Genomic DNA, 15,452 nt, shown 5'->3' on the forward strand with positions numbered 1-15,452 from the left:
ATCTCGGGTCGGTCCGCTCAGCCGCGGGCCGCCGCGGCGGCCTTCATGTCGCGCTTGAGTTCCTGCGGCAGCGAGAAGGTGAGTCGCTCGTTGGCGGTCACCACCTCCTCCACGTCGGTGTAGCCGCGCTCGGCGAGGTGGGTCAGCACCTCCTGGACCAACTCGTCGGGAACGCTGGCGCCCGAGGTCAGACCGACCGTCTGCGCGCCGACCAGCCAGGCGTCGTCGATCTCGTGGGCGAAGTCGACCAGGTGCCCGGCGCGGGCGCCCGCGTCGAGGGCCACCTCGACCAGGCGTACGGAGTTCGACGAGTTGCGCGAGCCGACCACGATCACCACGTCACACTCGGCGGCGATCTCCTTGACCACGTGCTGACGGTTGCTCGTCGCGTAGCAGATGTCGTCGCTGGGCGGCGACTGGAGCATCGGCAGCCGCTTCTTGAGCCGGGCCACGGTCTCCATCGTCTCGTCCACCGACAGGGTGGTCTGCGACAGCCAGACGACCTTGTTCGGATCGCGCACGGTGATCCGGTCGGCGTCCTCCGGACCGTCCACCAGTTGGATGTGCTCCGGGGCCTCGCCGGCGGTGCCGATGACCTCTTCGTGGCCCTCGTGACCGATGAGCAGGATGTCGTAGTCCTCGGCGGCGAACCGCTTCGCCTCCTGGTGCACCTTGGTCACCAGCGGGCAGGTCGCGTCGATGGCCTTGAGCGACCGCTCCTTGGCCTGCTCGTAGACCTCGGGGGCCACCCCGTGGGCCGAGAAGATCACGGTGGCGCCCTCGGGCACCTCCTCGTTCTCCTCCACGAAGATCGCGCCCTTGGCCTCCAGCGTCCGCACCACGTGCTTGTTGTGCACGATCTGCTTACGCACGTAGATCGGCGCACCGTAGAGCTTGAGTGCCTCCTCGACGGTCTGCACCGCCCGGTCGACGCCCGCGCAGTAACCGCGGGGCTTGGCCAAAAGCACGCGCTTACCGGTCCCAGCCTCAGTCACCCACCCATCCTACGCGCGCCCCCGGACCCCCACCGCCTGCAGCTGTTGATCATGAGGTTGGCGGCAGTGTTCGATCTCCACGCTGCCGCCAACCTCATGATCAACGGGGCTCGATGGGGTGGGTGGGTGGGGTGGGTGGGGGTTTAGGGTGATGGGGTGGGTGGGGGGACGGGGGCCAGCAGTTCGGAAGAGCCGTGGCCGGTGCGGGTGGTGAGCCAGAAGATCGGCGCCTGGGTCGCCCGGCTGGGTTGGGTGTGGGTCGACGGGCAGGTGGCGCAGATCAGTCGGCGGCCCGGTGCCAGCACAGTCTTCCTGACCCTGCGTGACCCGTCGGCCGAGTTGAGCCTCACCGTCACGACCAACCGCGACGTGCTCGACTCCGGCGCTCCCGAGCTGCGGGAGGGTGCCCGGATCGTGGTGCACGCCAAGCCGGAGTTCTACGCCGCCCGGGGCACCCTGAGCCTGCGGGCCGACGAGATCCGGCAGGTGGGCCTGGGCGAGCTGCTGGCCCGGCTGGAAAAGCTCAAGAAGCTGCTCGCCGCCGAGGGGTTGTTCGACCGGGCCCGCAAGCGTCGCCCCCCGTTCCTGCCGCAGCGCGTCGGGCTGATCACCGGCCGGGCCAGCGCCGCCGAGCGGGACGTGCTCACCAACGCCCGCCGCCGCTGGCCGGCGGTGGAGTTCCGCACCGTGAACGTCGCCGTGCAGGGTTCCGGCGCCGTACCGCAGATCATCGACGCGCTCAAGGTGCTGGACAGCGACCCGAGTATCGACGTGATCATCCTGGCTCGGGGCGGCGGCGGCATCGAGGACCTGCTGCCCTTCTCCGACGAAGCGCTGTGCCGGGCCGTGTTCGCCTGCCGCACACCGGTGGTCAGCGCGATCGGCCACGAGACGGACGCGCCGCTCGTCGACTACGTGGCAGACGTACGCGCCTCGACGCCCACCGACGCCGCCAAGCGGGTGGTGCCCGACCTGGCCGAGGAGATCCGGCTGATCAACCAGGCCCGGCACCGGCTGCACCGGGCGGTGCACAACCTCGTCGACCGGGAGACCCACCGCATCGACGCGCTCCGGTCCCGGCCGGTGCTGGCCCGCCCGCAGGTGATGGTCGAGCAGCGGGCCGCCGATCTGGCCGCCCTGCGCCAGCGCGCCGAACGCAACCTGCGCCACCGACTCGCCGCCGCCGACGACGACCTGCGGCACACCCTGGCCCGACTGCGGGCGCTCTCCCCCGCCGCCACCCTCGACCGCGGGTACGCCATCGTGCAGCGCGCCGACGGTCACGTCGTACGCGCGGCCGACGAGGTGGCGAAGGGCGACGCCCTGCGCGTACGCCTCGCCGACGGTGACCTCGCCGTGACGGTGACCGGCTCCTGACCGCGGCCCTCGACGCCGGCTGCACAGCCCGACCTCGGGTCCCGACGCCAACGGCCCATGACCGAGCAGACCGCGCGAGGTAGTTAAGCTTCGTCCCCATGACCAACCAGCCGTACGACACCACGGAGGCGGAGGCAGCGGATACCTCGACGGGGCACGGTGCGCAACCTCGCCGCCCGCGTCGACGGATCACCCTCACCCGCAGTCGTGCGGTCGCGGCGTGGGCGGTCCTGCTGGTGGCCGCCTGTCTCGCGTTCGGCCTGCCGACCGATCCGGGGTACGCCTTCCTCTGGTTGTGGGCGCTCGCAGTGGCCTGGCGCATCGACCAGCCCGTACGGTCGCACCTGGCCTTCGCGCGGGACTGGCTGCCGGTGATCGCCCTGCTCACGGTCTACAACCTCTCCCGTGGTTTCGCGGACAACATCCGGGAGCCGCACGTCACCGAGCTCATCAACGCTGACCTGTGGATGTTCGGGTGGCTGACCGACGACAAGGTCCCGACGGTCTGGCTTCAGCAGGAGCTGTACGACCCGAGCCGGGTCCAGTGGTGGGAGGTGCTCGTCTCGTACGTGTACTTCTCCCACTTCGTGGTCGCGCTCGGTGTCGCCATCGCGCTCTGGCTCACCGCACGGCCTCGGTGGGCGGCGTTCATGCGGCGGTGGTTCGTGCTCAGCCTGGCCGGCTTGATCACGTACTTCCTGTACCCGGCCGCGCCCCCGTGGTGGGCGGCGGTCCACGGATACCTGGAGCCGGTGGAGCGCCTGAGCCTGCGCGGCGGGGCCGAGTTCGGCATGCACGGCGCGTTCAGTCTGATCCGGCTGGGCCAGCTGGCCTCGAACCCGGTGGCGGCCATCCCCTCGCTGCACACCGCCTTCGCCCTGTTCGTGGTGCTCTTCTTCGTCGGGCGCATCCGGAAGCGCTACGTCGCCATCCTGCTGCTCTATCCCCTGGCGATGACCTTCACCCTCGTCTACTCGGGCGAGCACTACGTCATCGACGTGCTGATCGGCTGGGCGTACGTGCTGGGCACCTTCGCGATCGTCAGCTTCGGCGAGCGGTGGTGGCGACGGCGACGGCAGCGGCAGCGTGCCGCGACCCCCACACCCACGCCGGACGACGGTGACGCAGCTGCCGACCGGAGAGAGCACAGCGAGCCGAAACAGTCCGCCGCCTCCTGACCCGCCCCACGCCCGGGCCCCACCCACCGAAGGGAGTTGCTGTGCTCGACAGAAAGGCCAAGCTCCCCGGCGGGCCGGCCGTGGGCTTCGGTCGAATTCTCGTGCCGCTGATGTGGGTGGCGGTCTGCGTCGCGGCGGCCGCACAGGCCTGGGCGGGCCTGAGCCGGCCCTGGGCGGACCGGCTCAGCGACCTTCAGGTCTACATCGGCGGTGTCAGGACCTGGCTGGAGGGCGACAGCCTCTACGATTTCGCCGCCGCCGGCACCGGTGCCCCCTTCACCTATCCGCCCCTCGCCGGGCTCCTCTTCCTGCCGCTCGGCCATTTGAACACCACGGCGGTGATGGTCGGGTGGACGATCCTCACGGTTGCCGCGGTGGTGGCCATCGCGAAGATCACGGCAGGCGTCGCCGCCCGCACGTGGGGGATCCGCAGGGACATGGCCATGGCGGCTGTCACCCTGCTCCTCTTCCTCTCCGCGCCCATCAGCAGCAACCTGCGGTTCGGGCAGATCAGCGTCTTCCTGGTCCTGTTCGTGCTGGTCGACGCGTTGAAGGTGGTCCCCGAACGCTACCGGGGGGTGGCCACCGGGCTCGCCGCCGCGCTGAAGCTGACCCCACTGATCTTCATCCCGTACCTCTGGCTGGCCGGACAACGGGCGGCCGCCGTGAAGGCGCTCGGCACGTTCGTGGTCGCCACCCTGCTCGGCTGGCTGGTTCTGTTCGACGAGTCGGTGCGCTACTGGACGAAGGAACTGCTGGACGTCGAGCGGGTCGGCAACATCGCCACCGGCGGGAACCAGTCACTCAACGGAGCGCTGCTCCGGCTGGACCTGCCCGACTCGATCCGGTCCGGCACCGTCCTCCTGCTCGGAGGCGTCATCGTCGTGATCGCCCTGGTGCGGGCCACCCGACTGTCCCGACGGGAGAACCTGCTGGCCGCGACGCTGATCGTCGGCGCCGCAGGTCTGGTCTTCTCTCCGGTCTCCTGGACTCACCACCAGGTCTGGCTGGTGCTGGCCGCCGTCCTGCCGATCAGTGTCGCGGTCTGGAAGCGTCGGGCCTGGGCCGTGCTGGTGGCGATCGTGATGATCGCTCCGGTGACCTCGATCGGCGCCGAGCTGCCGGGCGGTGTGGTGTGGGGTAACGCCCGGCTTGTCCTGGCCGTGGCGATCGCGTGCCTCGTGCCGTTCATCGGGCGCGAACGCGGCGACGACACGCAGCCCGGCGGGAAAACGAATCCGACGGACGAGTCGGGCGCTGTTCCCGGTCAGCGCCCCGTAGGCTCCCAGACGCTCTCTCGGTGATCACCGACAGAGGCACCGCGGGTCAGAAAGCCGATCGGTCAAGGAGATGCTCCGATGAGCGAGCAGACGAAGGACGTACCGCTCAACTACGAACAGGCCCGCGCCGAACTCGCGTCGGTGGTGGAACAGCTGGAGGCCGGCGGCACGTCGCTGGAGGAGTCGCTGGCGCTCTGGGAGCGGGGCGAGGAACTCGCGGTGATCTGCCAGCGTTGGCTCGACGGGGCCCGTGCCCGCATCGACGCCACCCGGCAGGACCCCACCGGCTGAGCGCCGCACCCGCACGACGCGGCGGGGACCCCTGGCCCCCGCCGCGCGATCTGGCTCAGTTGAACAGGTTGTACAGCTCCGGCGGGGCCTCGACGACCTGGTCGGCCGGAGGCTTCTGGGCGGCGGTGGCGTTGCCGTAGTCGCTGTACGTCACCCGGATCTCCTGGGCCGCCGCCTCACCCGTGCCGGGAACCTGGAGGACCAGCTCGGTGAGCCGGCCCTGCGCGTCGGTGGTGGCGGTGAACGGCACCGAGTTCGCCTGCGCGCCGAGCGCCGTGATCATGCTCTGGTCGAGCGATCCCGCCTCGGCGGCCTTCGACAGGTCGATGGTGCCGGCGTACGCCCCGTCGCCGGTACGGCGTACCTCGGTGACGGCCTGGGTGAGCACCGCGCTGCCGGCCGGGTCGACCTTCTCGAAGTCGAAGCCGAGGTTGCGGTTGCCCTGGATGCGGGTCTGGTCGAGGTGCTGGTACTTGCCGAGGCTGAGCTTGTCCCGCCCCGGCACGCTGGACGCGGCCGCGCCCTGAAGATCCAGCTTGACCCAGCTGTCCGGCTTGGCGTGGATGAGGTCGAGGGTCATCGCGAGGTCGTCGGTCGGTTCGCCGATGTTCACCCGCATCTGGGCGCTCTGGCTCGGCTGGTGCACCTGCCCCTCGGCGGTGGAGCCGACACCGGACATCCGGAACCGGAAGTTGCCGTTGCTGATCTCCCGGGTCGAGTCCAGCAACGCCTGCTTGGCGTCGGCGTCACCTGCCGCACCGCTCGCGGTGGCGCTGGCGGACGGCGTGCCGGTGGGCCCGGCCGTGCTGTCGCCGGTGCAGGCGGCGACTCCGGGCGTAAGCAACGCGGCGGCCATCAGGCCGGCGCTCAGTCGTCGTACGGTCATCGGTGTCTCCCAGCAGGGTCACCCGACGCATCTCGCGCGCCGGAGGCTGTCTTCCTCTGTTCCCTGCCGGCCCGTCGGGCAATCACCTCGGCTGCCGCCACCCGCCGGTGGGCGGAGAACGCCGAACGGGGGCGGAACGAATCCGCCCCCGTTCGGGTGATGACCGGTCAGACCTACTTGAACATCTCGTACGTCTGCTCGTTGGCCTCGACGACCTGGTCCGCCGGCGGCTTCTGGGCGGCCTTGGCCGCGCCGTAGTCGGCGTACTTGATCGTGACGTCCTGCGCCTTGGTGTCACCGGCGGCGGGGACGGAGATGACCAGCTCGATCAGCCGACCCTGGTCGTCGAGCTTCGCGGTGAACGGGATCTGCTTGGCCTGGTCGCCCAGCGCCTTGATCATGTCCTCGTCGGCGGCGACCGAGTCCGTCGCCGCAGTCATGTCGACCTTGCCGCTGTACGTGCCCGGCCCGGTCTCCTGCACATCCGACAGCCCCTTGAACATCTCGGCGGCGTTGGCCGGGTCGCTGCCGTCCTTGAGCATGTCGAGGTTCTTGGCGTCGCCGGCCTTGGCGGCGTCGATGTACTGGTACTTGTCCTTCATCTCCGCCATGCCGGGCAGCCCGGCGAGCAGCTCGCCCAGGTCCATCTTCACCCAGGTCTCGGAGTCGATCTGGATGACGTCGAACTCCATGGTGAAGGTCTCGTCACCGGCCTTCATGGCCATCTGAGCGCTGTTGCTCGGCTTGTGGATGCTGCCGCTGCCGCTGATCGACTCGGAGGCGACGGTGAAGGAGAAGTTGCCCTCGGCCAGCCCCTTGGTGGAGGCGACAAGCGCCTCCTTCGGGTCCTTCGGGACGGCAGCGGAGGAGCCCGACGCGGTGGACGAGTCGGTGGCGCCGGAGTTGCAGGCGGCCACGCCGGGAACGAGCAGCGCGGCAGCGACAACGCCCACGCTCCAGCGTCGAATGTTCACAGACAATCTCTTCTCAAACTCGGAAAACCGGACGGGTCAGATCCGTCCGACAAACGAACGACCGGGAGCGTAACGGATCGGAGGGACATTTCGGGGACCATAAATTCAGTCCACCGCGCTGGCCATCTCCCGCAGCTCGTTGTCCCGGGCGTCGCCGATCACGATCACGGTGCGTTCCGGCTGGAGCAGCACCAGTGCCTGCTCGTTGCCCCGCGCGGTGTACCGCTGCCAGGTGCCGCCACCGAGATCGGCCTGCCCCTGCGGCTGTCCCCGTTCGGTCAGCTCGGTGGGGAGCAACTGCTCCGGCGGCACGTTGCTCTGCACCAACTGCAGGCCGCGCCCTTCCGGAGTGACATATCCCACCCGCAGGGTGGCCCCGCCCTCGACCGCGCGGTACGAGGCCCGCACGGTCCGCCAGCCCTCGCCCAGCCCGGACGGCTCGCTCACCGGGAACTCCGCGGCCGCCCGCGCCTGCTCGAAAGCGGGTGTCGGGTCGACGGAGGTCGGCTGGTCACCGCCGAGGAAACCCCGGTAGAAGGCGAGCAGCAGGGCGATCGGGACCAGCAGCACCAGCAGCGAAATCGCCATGTCACGCGGCGAGCGGGTGGAGGCCGGCTTCGCGGCACCCGCCGACGGGCCCGGCAAGGGCTGCGGGGTGCCCGGGCCACCGCTGCGATCGGCGGTCGGCAGGTCATCACCCGGTGTCTGGTCTGCGGGTTCACGGTCGGCATGCGGTGCGGGTTCCACCCCGCCATTCTGGCAGTTGCCCGACCGGCGGTATCCGGCCCATCACCGCCCCGCCCCGGCTCCGCGTCCGCCATCGTGTGAGGATCAGGAACGAAGCCGGCAGCTGCCCACCGTCGGCCCGGTCAACCCCGCACCGCCGCGAGGAGGAGCCGTTCAGATGACGACCACCAGGACCCGTACCCCACAAGACCTCGACCGCAACCTCGCTCTCGACCTCGTCCGGGTCACCGAGGCCGCAGCCATGGCTGCCGGCCGGTGGGTCGGTCGGGGCGACAAGGAGGGCGGCGACGGCGCCGCCGTCGACGCGATGCGCAAGCTGATCAACTCGATCCCGATGCGCGGGATCGTGGTGATCGGCGAAGGCGAGAAGGACAACGCGCCGATGCTCTTCAACGGGGAAGAGGTCGGTGACGGCACCGGACCCGAGGTGGACGTCGCGGTCGACCCGATCGACGGCACCACGCTGATGAGCAAGGGGATGCCGAACGCCCTGGCGGTGCTCGCGGTCGCCGAGCGGGGTGCGATGTTCGACCCGAGTGCGGTCTTCTACATGGAGAAACTCGCCGTCGGGCCGGCCTACGCCGACGTCGTCGACATCAACGCCGGTGTCGCCGAGAACCTGCGCCGGATCGCCAAGGTCAAGGGCACCAGCGTCTCCGAGGTGACGGTCTGTGTGCTCGACCGGTCCCGCCACGACGGCCTGGTCGACGACATCCGCCGAGCGGGTGCCGGCATCCGGTTCATCTCCGACGGCGACATCGCCGGTGCCATCGCCGCGGCCCGTGGGGAGTCCGACGTCGACGTCCTGATGGGCATCGGCGGCACCCCCGAGGGGATCACCGCCGCCTGCGCGTTGAAGTGCATGGGCGGGATGATGCAGGCCAAGCTCTGGCCCCAGGACGAGGCCGAACGGGAGAAGGCGCTGGCTGCCGGGCACGACCTGGACCGGGTGCTCACCACCGACGACCTGGTCACCGGCGACAACTGCTTCTTCGTGGCCACCGGCGTCACCTCCGGCGACCTGCTGCGCGGGGTGCGCTACCGGGCCGGCGGGGCGTACACCCAGTCGATCGTCATGCGCTCGAAGAGCGGCACGATCCGGGTGATCGACTCGTACCACCGGTTGGAGAAGTTGGCGCTCTACTCGGCGGTCGACTTCGACGGCCGGCCGCTGGCCGAGCAGGCGTGAGCGGGTACGGCGAGCGGACCTTCAGGCACGGTGACCGGCCGCCTCGTACCGCTCGCGGGCGGAGCGAGGCGGCGGCGTGAGCATGGCCGGCACGGCGCCCCGGACGGCGACGTCGGCGGGACGCCGGGCCGGCGCGGTGGCACTGGCGGCCGTCGCCGGCATGGCGGTGGCCGTCCAGTCGCGCATCAACGGCGAGTTGGGCGTACGCCTCGACGACGGCCTCGCCGCGGCGACCATCTCCTTCGGGGTGGGCCTGCTGCTGCTGTCGATGCTGATCCCCGCCACCCGTAGCGGGCGGCAGGGGCTGAGCGCGCTGCGCACCGCCCTGGGCGCGGGCACCATCCGCCCGTGGCAGTGCATCGGCGGGGCGTGTGGCGCGCTGCTGGTGTTCACGCAGGGAGCCACCGTCGGCACCCTCGGCGTGGCCGTGTTCACGGTGGCGGTGGTCGCCGGCCAGTCGGCGAGCAGCCTCGTGGTCGACCGGGCGGGCGTCGGCCCGGGCGGTCGCCAGCCGGTGACCGGTGCCCGGCTGGCGGGCGCGCTGCTGACCGTGGCGGCGGTGCTGCTGGCCGTCGGTGGCCGGGGACTGGAGCCGGCCGCGCTCGGACTGACCCTGCTGCCGCTGGTCGCCGGGGTCGCGGTCGCCTGGCAGCAGGCGGTGAACGGTTGGGTCCGGGTGGTCTCCGGCAGCACGTTGACCGCGACGGGGGTGAACTTCGCCGCTGGCACGAGTGTCCTGCTGGTCGCGTTCGCCGTCAGCGTCGTGGTGCGCGGGGCACCCGCAGGCAGCCTGCCGACGGAACCGTGGCTCTACCTGGGCGGGCTGGTCGGCGTGATGTTCATCGCGATCGCCGCGTCGGTGGTCCGCCTCATCGGCGTACTCGTGCTCGGGTTGGCAACCATCGCCGGTCAGGTCATCGGCGCGGTGCTGCTCGACATGCTGCTTCCGACGGCCGCGTCGCAGCCGGGCCTGAGAACCGTCCTCGGCGCGCTGCTCACCCTGGTCGCCGTCGCCGTGGCCACGCTGGGCAGCCGACTCCGCGTGCCGCCCAGCCGCCGACGGCCGTCCTGAGGCGTACGACTCAGGGCATGGTCATCGGCGACGTCGAGCCGTACGGATCGTCCAACTCGGGCCGGCGGCGACGGAAGATGATCGCCGCCACGATGCCGCCCAGCAGGCCGAACAGATGGCCCTGCCAGGAGATCCGTTCGTCGGTCGGCAGGACGCCCGCCAGTTGGCCGCCGTAGAGGAGGCCGACCAGCAGGAAGACGGCGAAGTTCCACCAGCTTCGCTCGAAGATGCCCCGGGTCAGCAGGATGCCGAGATAGCCGAAGATGACCCCGCTCGCCCCGACGACGATCGTGTTGGGCGACCCGGTGAACCAGACACCCAGGCCACTGGCCAGCACGATCACCAGCGTGGACCAGAGGAACCGTCGGGCACCGGCGGCCAGCACGAAGGTGCCGAGAAGGATCAGCGGGATGCTGTTGCTGTAGAGATGCTCGAAGCCGTGATGCAGGAACGGTGAGAAGAAGACACCGTCCAGCCCTTCGATGCGCTGCGGGATGATGCCGGCTGCGGCGTCGAAGCCGGCGCCGAGCCACTGGTCGAGGCCCTCGATCAGGAAGAGCACCGGCACCACGGCGCACATGGCGACGAAGGCACGGCCGATGGACGAGTAGAAGGCCTCGGTGCCGAACCGGTGCGGGTCGCCATTGACAGGGTGCAGGCTCACCCGTCAACAGCTATCAGCAAACGCCCGCAGCCGCCACTTTCGGTCGCCTCGGATCCACGCCGGCAGCGCATTCACCTGGTCCGGTGCCGCTGCCGAACACCGGTGACGGAGTACGCCACGGGTAGCCGGCCGCAGCGGCTACCCGTGCTTTCACCGGGGCTGGACCTGGTGGTACGGGTGCGTGGTCATGGTGAGCTGGCCGCCGATGACGGCCGGATCGGTCGCGGTCAGATCGGCGGCCTTGCCTGGCGGCAGGGCGAGGACCAGGACACCGACGAGATCGCCGGTCAGTCGCTCGTCATGCCGCCAGATCGGACCGGCGACCACCGCCGTGCCGGCGTCGACCTGACGCCTGATCCAGGCGAAATGGCCTGCGGCATTGCGCTGTGCCGCCAACGGCTGGGAGTGGTCCCAGCCCGGTCCGGGGTGCACCAGCACGAGACTGGTGGTGGGAAGTTGATCCATCAGGTCAGGATGACGGCACCGGAGGTCGAGGTCGAGCGCCTCAGGGTTCGACGCTTCCGCATCGGACCCGACTGCAGGTCTGTCAACGCGCATCGGCGGGAACGAGGAGTCCGTCCTCGTTCCCGCCGATGCGTTGACAGGTCAGTACCAGCCGGTGTTCTGCGAGTGGTTCCAGGCGCTGCACGGGGTGCCGTAGCGACCCTTGATGTAGCCCAGTCCCCACTTGATCTGCGTGACGGGGTTGGTCTCCCAGTCCGAGCCGACCGTGGCCATCTTGTTGCCCGGGCGCGCCTGCGGGATGCCGTGTGCCCCGGAGGAGTTGTTGTGCGCCCGGGGGTTCCAGCCGCTCTCCTTGGTCCAGAGCTTGTCCAGACAGGGGAACTGATCGATCTTGAAGCCAGCGTCGATCATGAGGGCGCAGCCGGTCTTCCGGTTCCCGCTGTACTCCGCGCAGGACTCCGGGATCGGCCCGTCGTACGGCTTGAGGGCCCGGGCCCGAGCGGCGGCCTCCTTGGCGGCCTTCTCCTCGGCGGCCTTCTTGCGTGCCGCCTCTTCGGCCTTGCGGGCCTTCTCGGCGGCGGCGCGGGCCCGCTTGCGGGTCTCGACGGCCTGCTGGCGAGCGGCCCGCACCTGGCGGGAGACCTGCTGCTCCTGCCGGTAGTCGACGTCGATCTGGGTGACACTGCCGGCCACCTGCGCGCCCGGATCCGGGCGCGGCGTCTGGCGGTCATCGCTGAGGTAGAAGCCGCCGGCAACGCCCCCGGAGAGCAGCACGACAGCAACGCCACGGGCGGCGAACCGGCTCCACAGCCGACTCACGTGGTGATCCCTTCGTCGGGGTCAGGGACGCGGAGCGACCGACCCACTGGGCCGAAGCACACCGCGAGCGCCCGCGACCGGCTTGCCGGTCACCGTAGCCACACCGCGTCACGCCTGGTGGCTGTCCGCTCCCTGGTGGGAGTGGCGAACCGCCACCATTGATGCGCGCGGTGCGTGGGCGCCCGTGGGACACCATCGCGCACAGTGAGGCCGATGGGAAACGACCAGACTCAATTGTGACGTGCGTCACTCAAAAAATAGGTGGGAATACGCCCTAAAGGCTCATCATTGCGGGATGTCCTCCAGCAGATCGGTCACCATCGCCGCGATCGGAGATCGCTCCGAACGGCTGAGCGTGACATGCGCGAAGAGCTGATGACCCTTCAGTGCCTCGATTACCGCGGTGACGCCGTCGTGCCGACCGACCCGCAGGTTGTCCCGCTGCGCGACATCGTGGGTGAGCACCACCCGGGATCCCTGACCGATCCGGGAGAGCACCGTCAGCAGGACGCCACGCTCCAGTGACTGAGCCTCGTCGACGATGACGAAGGCGTCGTGCAGGCTGCGCCCGCGGATGTGGGTCAGCGGCAGCACCTCCAGCAGACCCCGCGAGGTGACCTCCTCCAGCACGTTCTCGTGCACCACCGCGCCGAGCGTGTCGAAGACCGCCTGTGCCCAGGGCGACATCTTCTCCGACTCGGAGCCCGGCAGGTAGCCGAGTTCCTGGCCGCCGACGGCGTACAGCGGGCGGAAGACGATCACCTTCTTGTGCCGGCGGCGCTCCATCACCGCCTCCAGTCCGGCGCAGAGCGCCAGGGCCGACTTGCCGGTGCCGGCCCGGCCACCGAGCGAGACGATGCCGATCGACTCGTCGAGCAGCAGATCGAGTGCGATCCGCTGCTCGGCGGAGCGGCCGTGCACGCCGAACGCCTCCCGGTCACCACGGACCAGTCGGACGGTCTTGTCCGGCAGCACCCGACCGAGGGCCGACCCCCGGGTGGAGTGCAACACCAGGCCGGTGTGACACGGCAGGCCGGCAGCGGCGTCCACGTCGATGCTCTCCCCGCCGTAGAGCCGGGCGATGTCCTCCTCGGCCAGATCCAGTTCGGCCATCCCCGTCCAGGTCGGGTCGCTCGCCTGGCCGTGCCGGTACTCGTCGGCCCGTAGCCCGACCGAGGCGGCCTTGACCCGCAGCGGCATGTCCTTGCTGACAAGCGTCACCTCCCGCCCTTCGGCGGCGAGGTTCAACGCGACGGAGAGGATCCGGGCATCGTTGGACTCGTTACGGAAGCCCGGTGGCAGCACGCCGTCGTCGGTGTGGTTGAGCTCCACGCGCAGCGTGCCACCGTCGTCGTTGGCGGGCACCGGACGGTCCAGCCGCCCGTGACGTACGCGCAGCTCGTCCAACATGCGCAGCGATTTCCGGGCGAACCAGCCCAGCTCGGGATGGTGTCGCTTGCCCTCCAATTCGGAGATCACCACCAGCGGCAGCACCACCTCGTGCTCGGCGAAGCGGTGGAACGCCGCCGGGTCGCTGAGCAGGACTGAGGTGTCCAGGACGAAGGATTGCCCCGCTGGTCGGGGCTCCCTGGTGTCGGCCGACGCGGTAGCCGCGGTGCGGCGGCTCCGGGTGGTGCGGCGGGTCGTGGCAGTCGCGGCCGGGCTCTGGTCGGCCCCGGCGGTCGTACGGCGAGTGGTCACAGGCCTGCTCCGGCGGATGGGCACCCGGCCACCCGCGGTCCGCCTCCTCCGGTGCCCGACGGACACGGGGTCGGATGCGGGCCCCGTGCGCGAGGTCGCAGGCCGGGCGGGCCGGCTGGCTCGGGACAATCCCGCGCCATGCCTAGACGCTAGCTCCCCGCACCCGTCCCGGCTAGAGCATGATTCAGAACGTCCACCGGTGACGAGCCTGCGCCGGGCGGGGTGAACCGGCCGGGATGCATGCCCCCTGCGCGCACCCCGGCCGGTGGGACCACCGCCACCGGTCTGGCCGTGATCCCGCGCGGCACACGCCCATCGAGCGGTACGCCGCGTTTGTGGACGGGCCCGCGAGCCCGTCGACCGGTCTCAGCCGGTTCGTCGCACGAGCGTGCCGGTCGGGTGCCGCCCGGTTACCGAGGCGGTCGGCGTCGTGAACGACGATCCGGTGTACGTGGTGCCGGGCTGAGCCACGGCGGCCGGCACCCGGGCGTTGGCCGGCCCGGTGACCGCCAGGGCGGTGGCGATCGCGGCCTGGGCGTCGCGCCGCCTGCGGTTCCAGGCGCCACGGTCACCGTCGAAGTAGCCCTGCCGATAGCCGAAGCGGTAGCCGATGCGGTAGCTGAGCTGCCCGTGCAGCCGTCCGGCCGCGTAGCTCGTCGCCGCGAGCACGAGCACCAGGAAGATCGCGAGGAAGGGACTCATCCGGCCGCTCCGGTGCCTCGCACGTTGCTCATCGCTCCTCCGGCTCGACGGTGGTCGGGTCGGTCATCAGCAGGCGGTCGAGGTCGTCGGTGCCGACCTCCTCGACCAGTTCGACGCTGATCCGGCAGCCGTCCAGGACCACTTCGGCCACCGACGACCGGCGGATCTCGCCACCGGCGTCATAGACCCGGACGCTCAGTTCCGGGCAGCCGAGGTGGGTCCGCCAGGCGTTCCACTCGGTCCGGTCGCCGACACTGAGCGAGAGGTAGCGACAGCCCCGAGCCAGGTAAAGACGCCAGGGCGCGCTGAGCCCTGCGGCGACACCCTCCGCGATCAGGCCGAAGGCCTGCGCACGGGTTGCGAGTTCGGTCACCGCACCTCCCGCGCATCGGGCGCGTGACGCAGGTGAGCACTTATCGTCTCATGCACGTGACACACCGTAGGTTGTCCCATGGGCGTGACAGTATCAGCTTTTCGTGCGTTTGCCCCCGCACCTACGTACATCTATCCTGCCCAGGTGACACCCCTCAGGAAGAATGTCGGAACCCTGATTGACCAGTCAGCATCGGCGTCACGTAAGCGTGACAAAGGCGTGCCGAGGACGCCTATTCAGGTCCAACGGTCGTACGGTCACGAGGTGACCGAGACCGCCAATGCACGGAAGATCGCCTTCGCCACCTTCGTCCGACGGGCCCTCGACGAGGCCCGTGCCACCCGGGCATGGAGCGGCACCGAGGTCTCCCGGCGTACCGGCGTCTCACGGCAGACGATCAACCGCTGGGTACGCGGCGACTGGGCCAGTGACCCCGAGGCCGAGCGGGTGGTGGCGTTCTGCGAAGGCCTCGGTCTCGACCCGACGCCGGCCTTCGCGGCACTCGGCTGGGATCGGACCTCCGCCCGACACCGGTCCACCTCGACGCCCCCGCCGATGGACCCCGACGTCGAGGCGCTGCTCCGCCGCCTGGTCGACCCCGACGTCTCGGACGCGGAGAAGTTCCACATCAGAGAAACCATCCGTTACCTCGCATACCGGCCGACCCTGCCGACAGGTGTCCGAAAGCGAGGGGAAGCTGCCAGCTAGTTCTCAGATGGCGAAAGAACAGCAGGTCAGC

General features: G+C 70.2%; 17 protein-coding genes. 7 read left to right on the top strand and 10 right to left on the bottom strand.

Annotated elements, in window-relative coordinates; genetic code table 11:
• Positions 1-17: 17 nt before the first annotated feature.
• Positions 18-995: a 4-hydroxy-3-methylbut-2-enyl diphosphate reductase gene (locus JMF97_RS22115; protein ID WP_203223281.1), complete on the bottom strand. Its 978-nt coding sequence runs from the start codon at positions 993-995 to the stop codon at positions 18-20.
• Between the two features lie 156 nt (positions 996-1,151).
• On the opposite strand from JMF97_RS22115, the gene xseA reads away from it, so the two are divergent.
• The 4 genes from xseA to JMF97_RS22135 all read left to right on the top strand — a co-directional run bounded on the left by xseA (position 1,152) and on the right by JMF97_RS22135 (position 5,121).
• A complete protein-coding gene (gene xseA, locus JMF97_RS22120; protein ID WP_203223282.1) occupies positions 1,152-2,372 on the top strand; it encodes an exodeoxyribonuclease VII large subunit in 1,221 nt (406 codons plus the stop codon).
• Between the two features lie 98 nt (positions 2,373-2,470).
• Complete coding sequence (locus JMF97_RS22125) at positions 2,471-3,550, top strand: phosphatase PAP2 family protein (protein ID WP_203223283.1); 1,080 nt, start codon at positions 2,471-2,473, stop codon at positions 3,548-3,550.
• A gap of 41 nt (positions 3,551-3,591) precedes the next feature.
• Positions 3,592-4,854, top strand: coding sequence for a glycosyltransferase 87 family protein (locus JMF97_RS22130; protein WP_203223284.1), 1,263 nt, complete (start codon positions 3,592-3,594; stop codon positions 4,852-4,854).
• Positions 4,855-4,908: 54 nt separating this feature from the next.
• Entirely contained in the window at positions 4,909-5,121 is a 213-nt protein-coding gene (locus JMF97_RS22135; protein ID WP_203223285.1) for an exodeoxyribonuclease VII small subunit, read from the top strand.
• A gap of 55 nt (positions 5,122-5,176) precedes the next feature.
• On the opposite strand, the gene JMF97_RS22140 is transcribed toward JMF97_RS22135, so the two are convergent.
• The 3 genes from JMF97_RS22140 to JMF97_RS22150 all read right to left on the bottom strand — a co-directional run bounded on the left by JMF97_RS22140 (position 5,177) and on the right by JMF97_RS22150 (position 7,728).
• Positions 5,177-6,007: a hypothetical protein gene (locus tag JMF97_RS22140; protein WP_203223286.1), complete on the bottom strand. Its 831-nt coding sequence runs from the start codon at positions 6,005-6,007 to the stop codon at positions 5,177-5,179.
• A 173-nt stretch (positions 6,008-6,180) separates the two neighbouring features.
• Positions 6,181-6,960: a hypothetical protein gene (locus JMF97_RS22145; protein WP_203223287.1), complete on the bottom strand. Its 780-nt coding sequence runs from the start codon at positions 6,958-6,960 to the stop codon at positions 6,181-6,183.
• Between the two features lie 126 nt (positions 6,961-7,086).
• Entirely contained in the window at positions 7,087-7,728 is a 642-nt protein-coding gene (locus tag JMF97_RS22150; protein ID WP_203223288.1) for a DUF4245 domain-containing protein, read from the bottom strand.
• A 157-nt stretch (positions 7,729-7,885) separates the two neighbouring features.
• Between JMF97_RS22150 and glpX the strand changes: the two genes are divergently transcribed.
• Both glpX and JMF97_RS22160 read left to right on the top strand, forming a co-directional pair.
• Positions 7,886-8,917, top strand: coding sequence for a class II fructose-bisphosphatase (glpX, locus tag JMF97_RS22155; RefSeq protein WP_013731596.1), 1,032 nt, complete (start codon positions 7,886-7,888; stop codon positions 8,915-8,917).
• Positions 8,918-8,999: 82 nt separating this feature from the next.
• Positions 9,000-9,989, top strand: a complete 990-nt coding sequence (locus JMF97_RS22160) for a DMT family transporter (protein WP_203223465.1) — start codon at positions 9,000-9,002, stop codon at positions 9,987-9,989.
• A gap of 10 nt (positions 9,990-9,999) precedes the next feature.
• Here the strand turns inward: JMF97_RS22160 and JMF97_RS22165 are convergent, their stop codons facing one another.
• From JMF97_RS22165 to JMF97_RS22190, 6 genes are all read right to left on the bottom strand, one after another.
• Positions 10,000-10,653 (bottom strand): rhomboid family intramembrane serine protease, encoded by a 654-nt coding sequence (locus tag JMF97_RS22165; protein WP_126711866.1) that lies wholly within the window; start codon positions 10,651-10,653, stop codon positions 10,000-10,002.
• A gap of 150 nt (positions 10,654-10,803) precedes the next feature.
• The gene (locus JMF97_RS22170; RefSeq protein WP_203223289.1) at positions 10,804-11,118 is read right to left on the bottom strand and encodes a YciI family protein; all 315 of its coding nucleotides are present in this window, start codon (positions 11,116-11,118) and stop codon (positions 10,804-10,806) included.
• A 141-nt stretch (positions 11,119-11,259) separates the two neighbouring features.
• Complete coding sequence (locus JMF97_RS22175; RefSeq protein ID WP_203223290.1) at positions 11,260-11,937, bottom strand: aggregation-promoting factor C-terminal-like domain-containing protein; 678 nt, start codon at positions 11,935-11,937, stop codon at positions 11,260-11,262.
• A gap of 285 nt (positions 11,938-12,222) precedes the next feature.
• Complete coding sequence (gene phoH2 / locus JMF97_RS22180; RefSeq protein WP_203223291.1) at positions 12,223-13,638, bottom strand: RNA 5'-3' helicase PhoH2; 1,416 nt, start codon at positions 13,636-13,638, stop codon at positions 12,223-12,225.
• Between the two features lie 366 nt (positions 13,639-14,004).
• Positions 14,005-14,340: a hypothetical protein gene (locus tag JMF97_RS22185; RefSeq protein ID WP_013731589.1), complete on the bottom strand. Its 336-nt coding sequence runs from the start codon at positions 14,338-14,340 to the stop codon at positions 14,005-14,007.
• 28 nt (positions 14,341-14,368) lie between these two features.
• The gene (locus JMF97_RS22190) at positions 14,369-14,713 is read right to left on the bottom strand and encodes a hypothetical protein (protein ID WP_013731588.1); all 345 of its coding nucleotides are present in this window, start codon (positions 14,711-14,713) and stop codon (positions 14,369-14,371) included.
• Positions 14,714-14,977: 264 nt separating this feature from the next.
• On the opposite strand from JMF97_RS22190, the gene JMF97_RS22195 reads away from it, so the two are divergent.
• Positions 14,978-15,421: a helix-turn-helix domain-containing protein gene (locus JMF97_RS22195; RefSeq protein ID WP_013731587.1), complete on the top strand. Its 444-nt coding sequence runs from the start codon at positions 14,978-14,980 to the stop codon at positions 15,419-15,421.
• Positions 15,422-15,452 lie beyond the last annotated feature (31 nt).

The sequence above is a fragment of the Micromonospora fiedleri genome, from assembly GCF_016774385.1.
GTDB classification, from domain to species: Bacteria; Actinomycetota; Actinomycetes; order Mycobacteriales; family Micromonosporaceae; genus Micromonospora; species Micromonospora gifhornensis.

Coding starts and splice junctions, on each gene's coding strand:
- JMF97_RS22125 (WP_203223283.1), top strand. CDS start 2,471: ATGACCAACCAGCCGTACGACACCACGGAGGCGGAGGCAGCGGATACC.
- JMF97_RS22135 (WP_203223285.1), top strand. CDS start 4,909: ATGAGCGAGCAGACGAAGGACGTACCGCTCAACTACGAACAGGCCCGC.
- JMF97_RS22140 (WP_203223286.1), bottom strand. CDS start 6,007: ATGACCGTACGACGACTGAGCGCCGGCCTGATGGCCGCCGCGTTGCTT.
- glpX (WP_013731596.1), top strand. CDS start 7,886: ATGACGACCACCAGGACCCGTACCCCACAAGACCTCGACCGCAACCTC.
- JMF97_RS22160 (WP_203223465.1), top strand. CDS start 9,000: ATGGCCGGCACGGCGCCCCGGACGGCGACGTCGGCGGGACGCCGGGCC.
- JMF97_RS22170 (WP_203223289.1), bottom strand. CDS start 11,118: ATGGATCAACTTCCCACCACCAGTCTCGTGCTGGTGCACCCCGGACCG.
- JMF97_RS22185 (WP_013731589.1), bottom strand. CDS start 14,340: ATGAGTCCCTTCCTCGCGATCTTCCTGGTGCTCGTGCTCGCGGCGACG.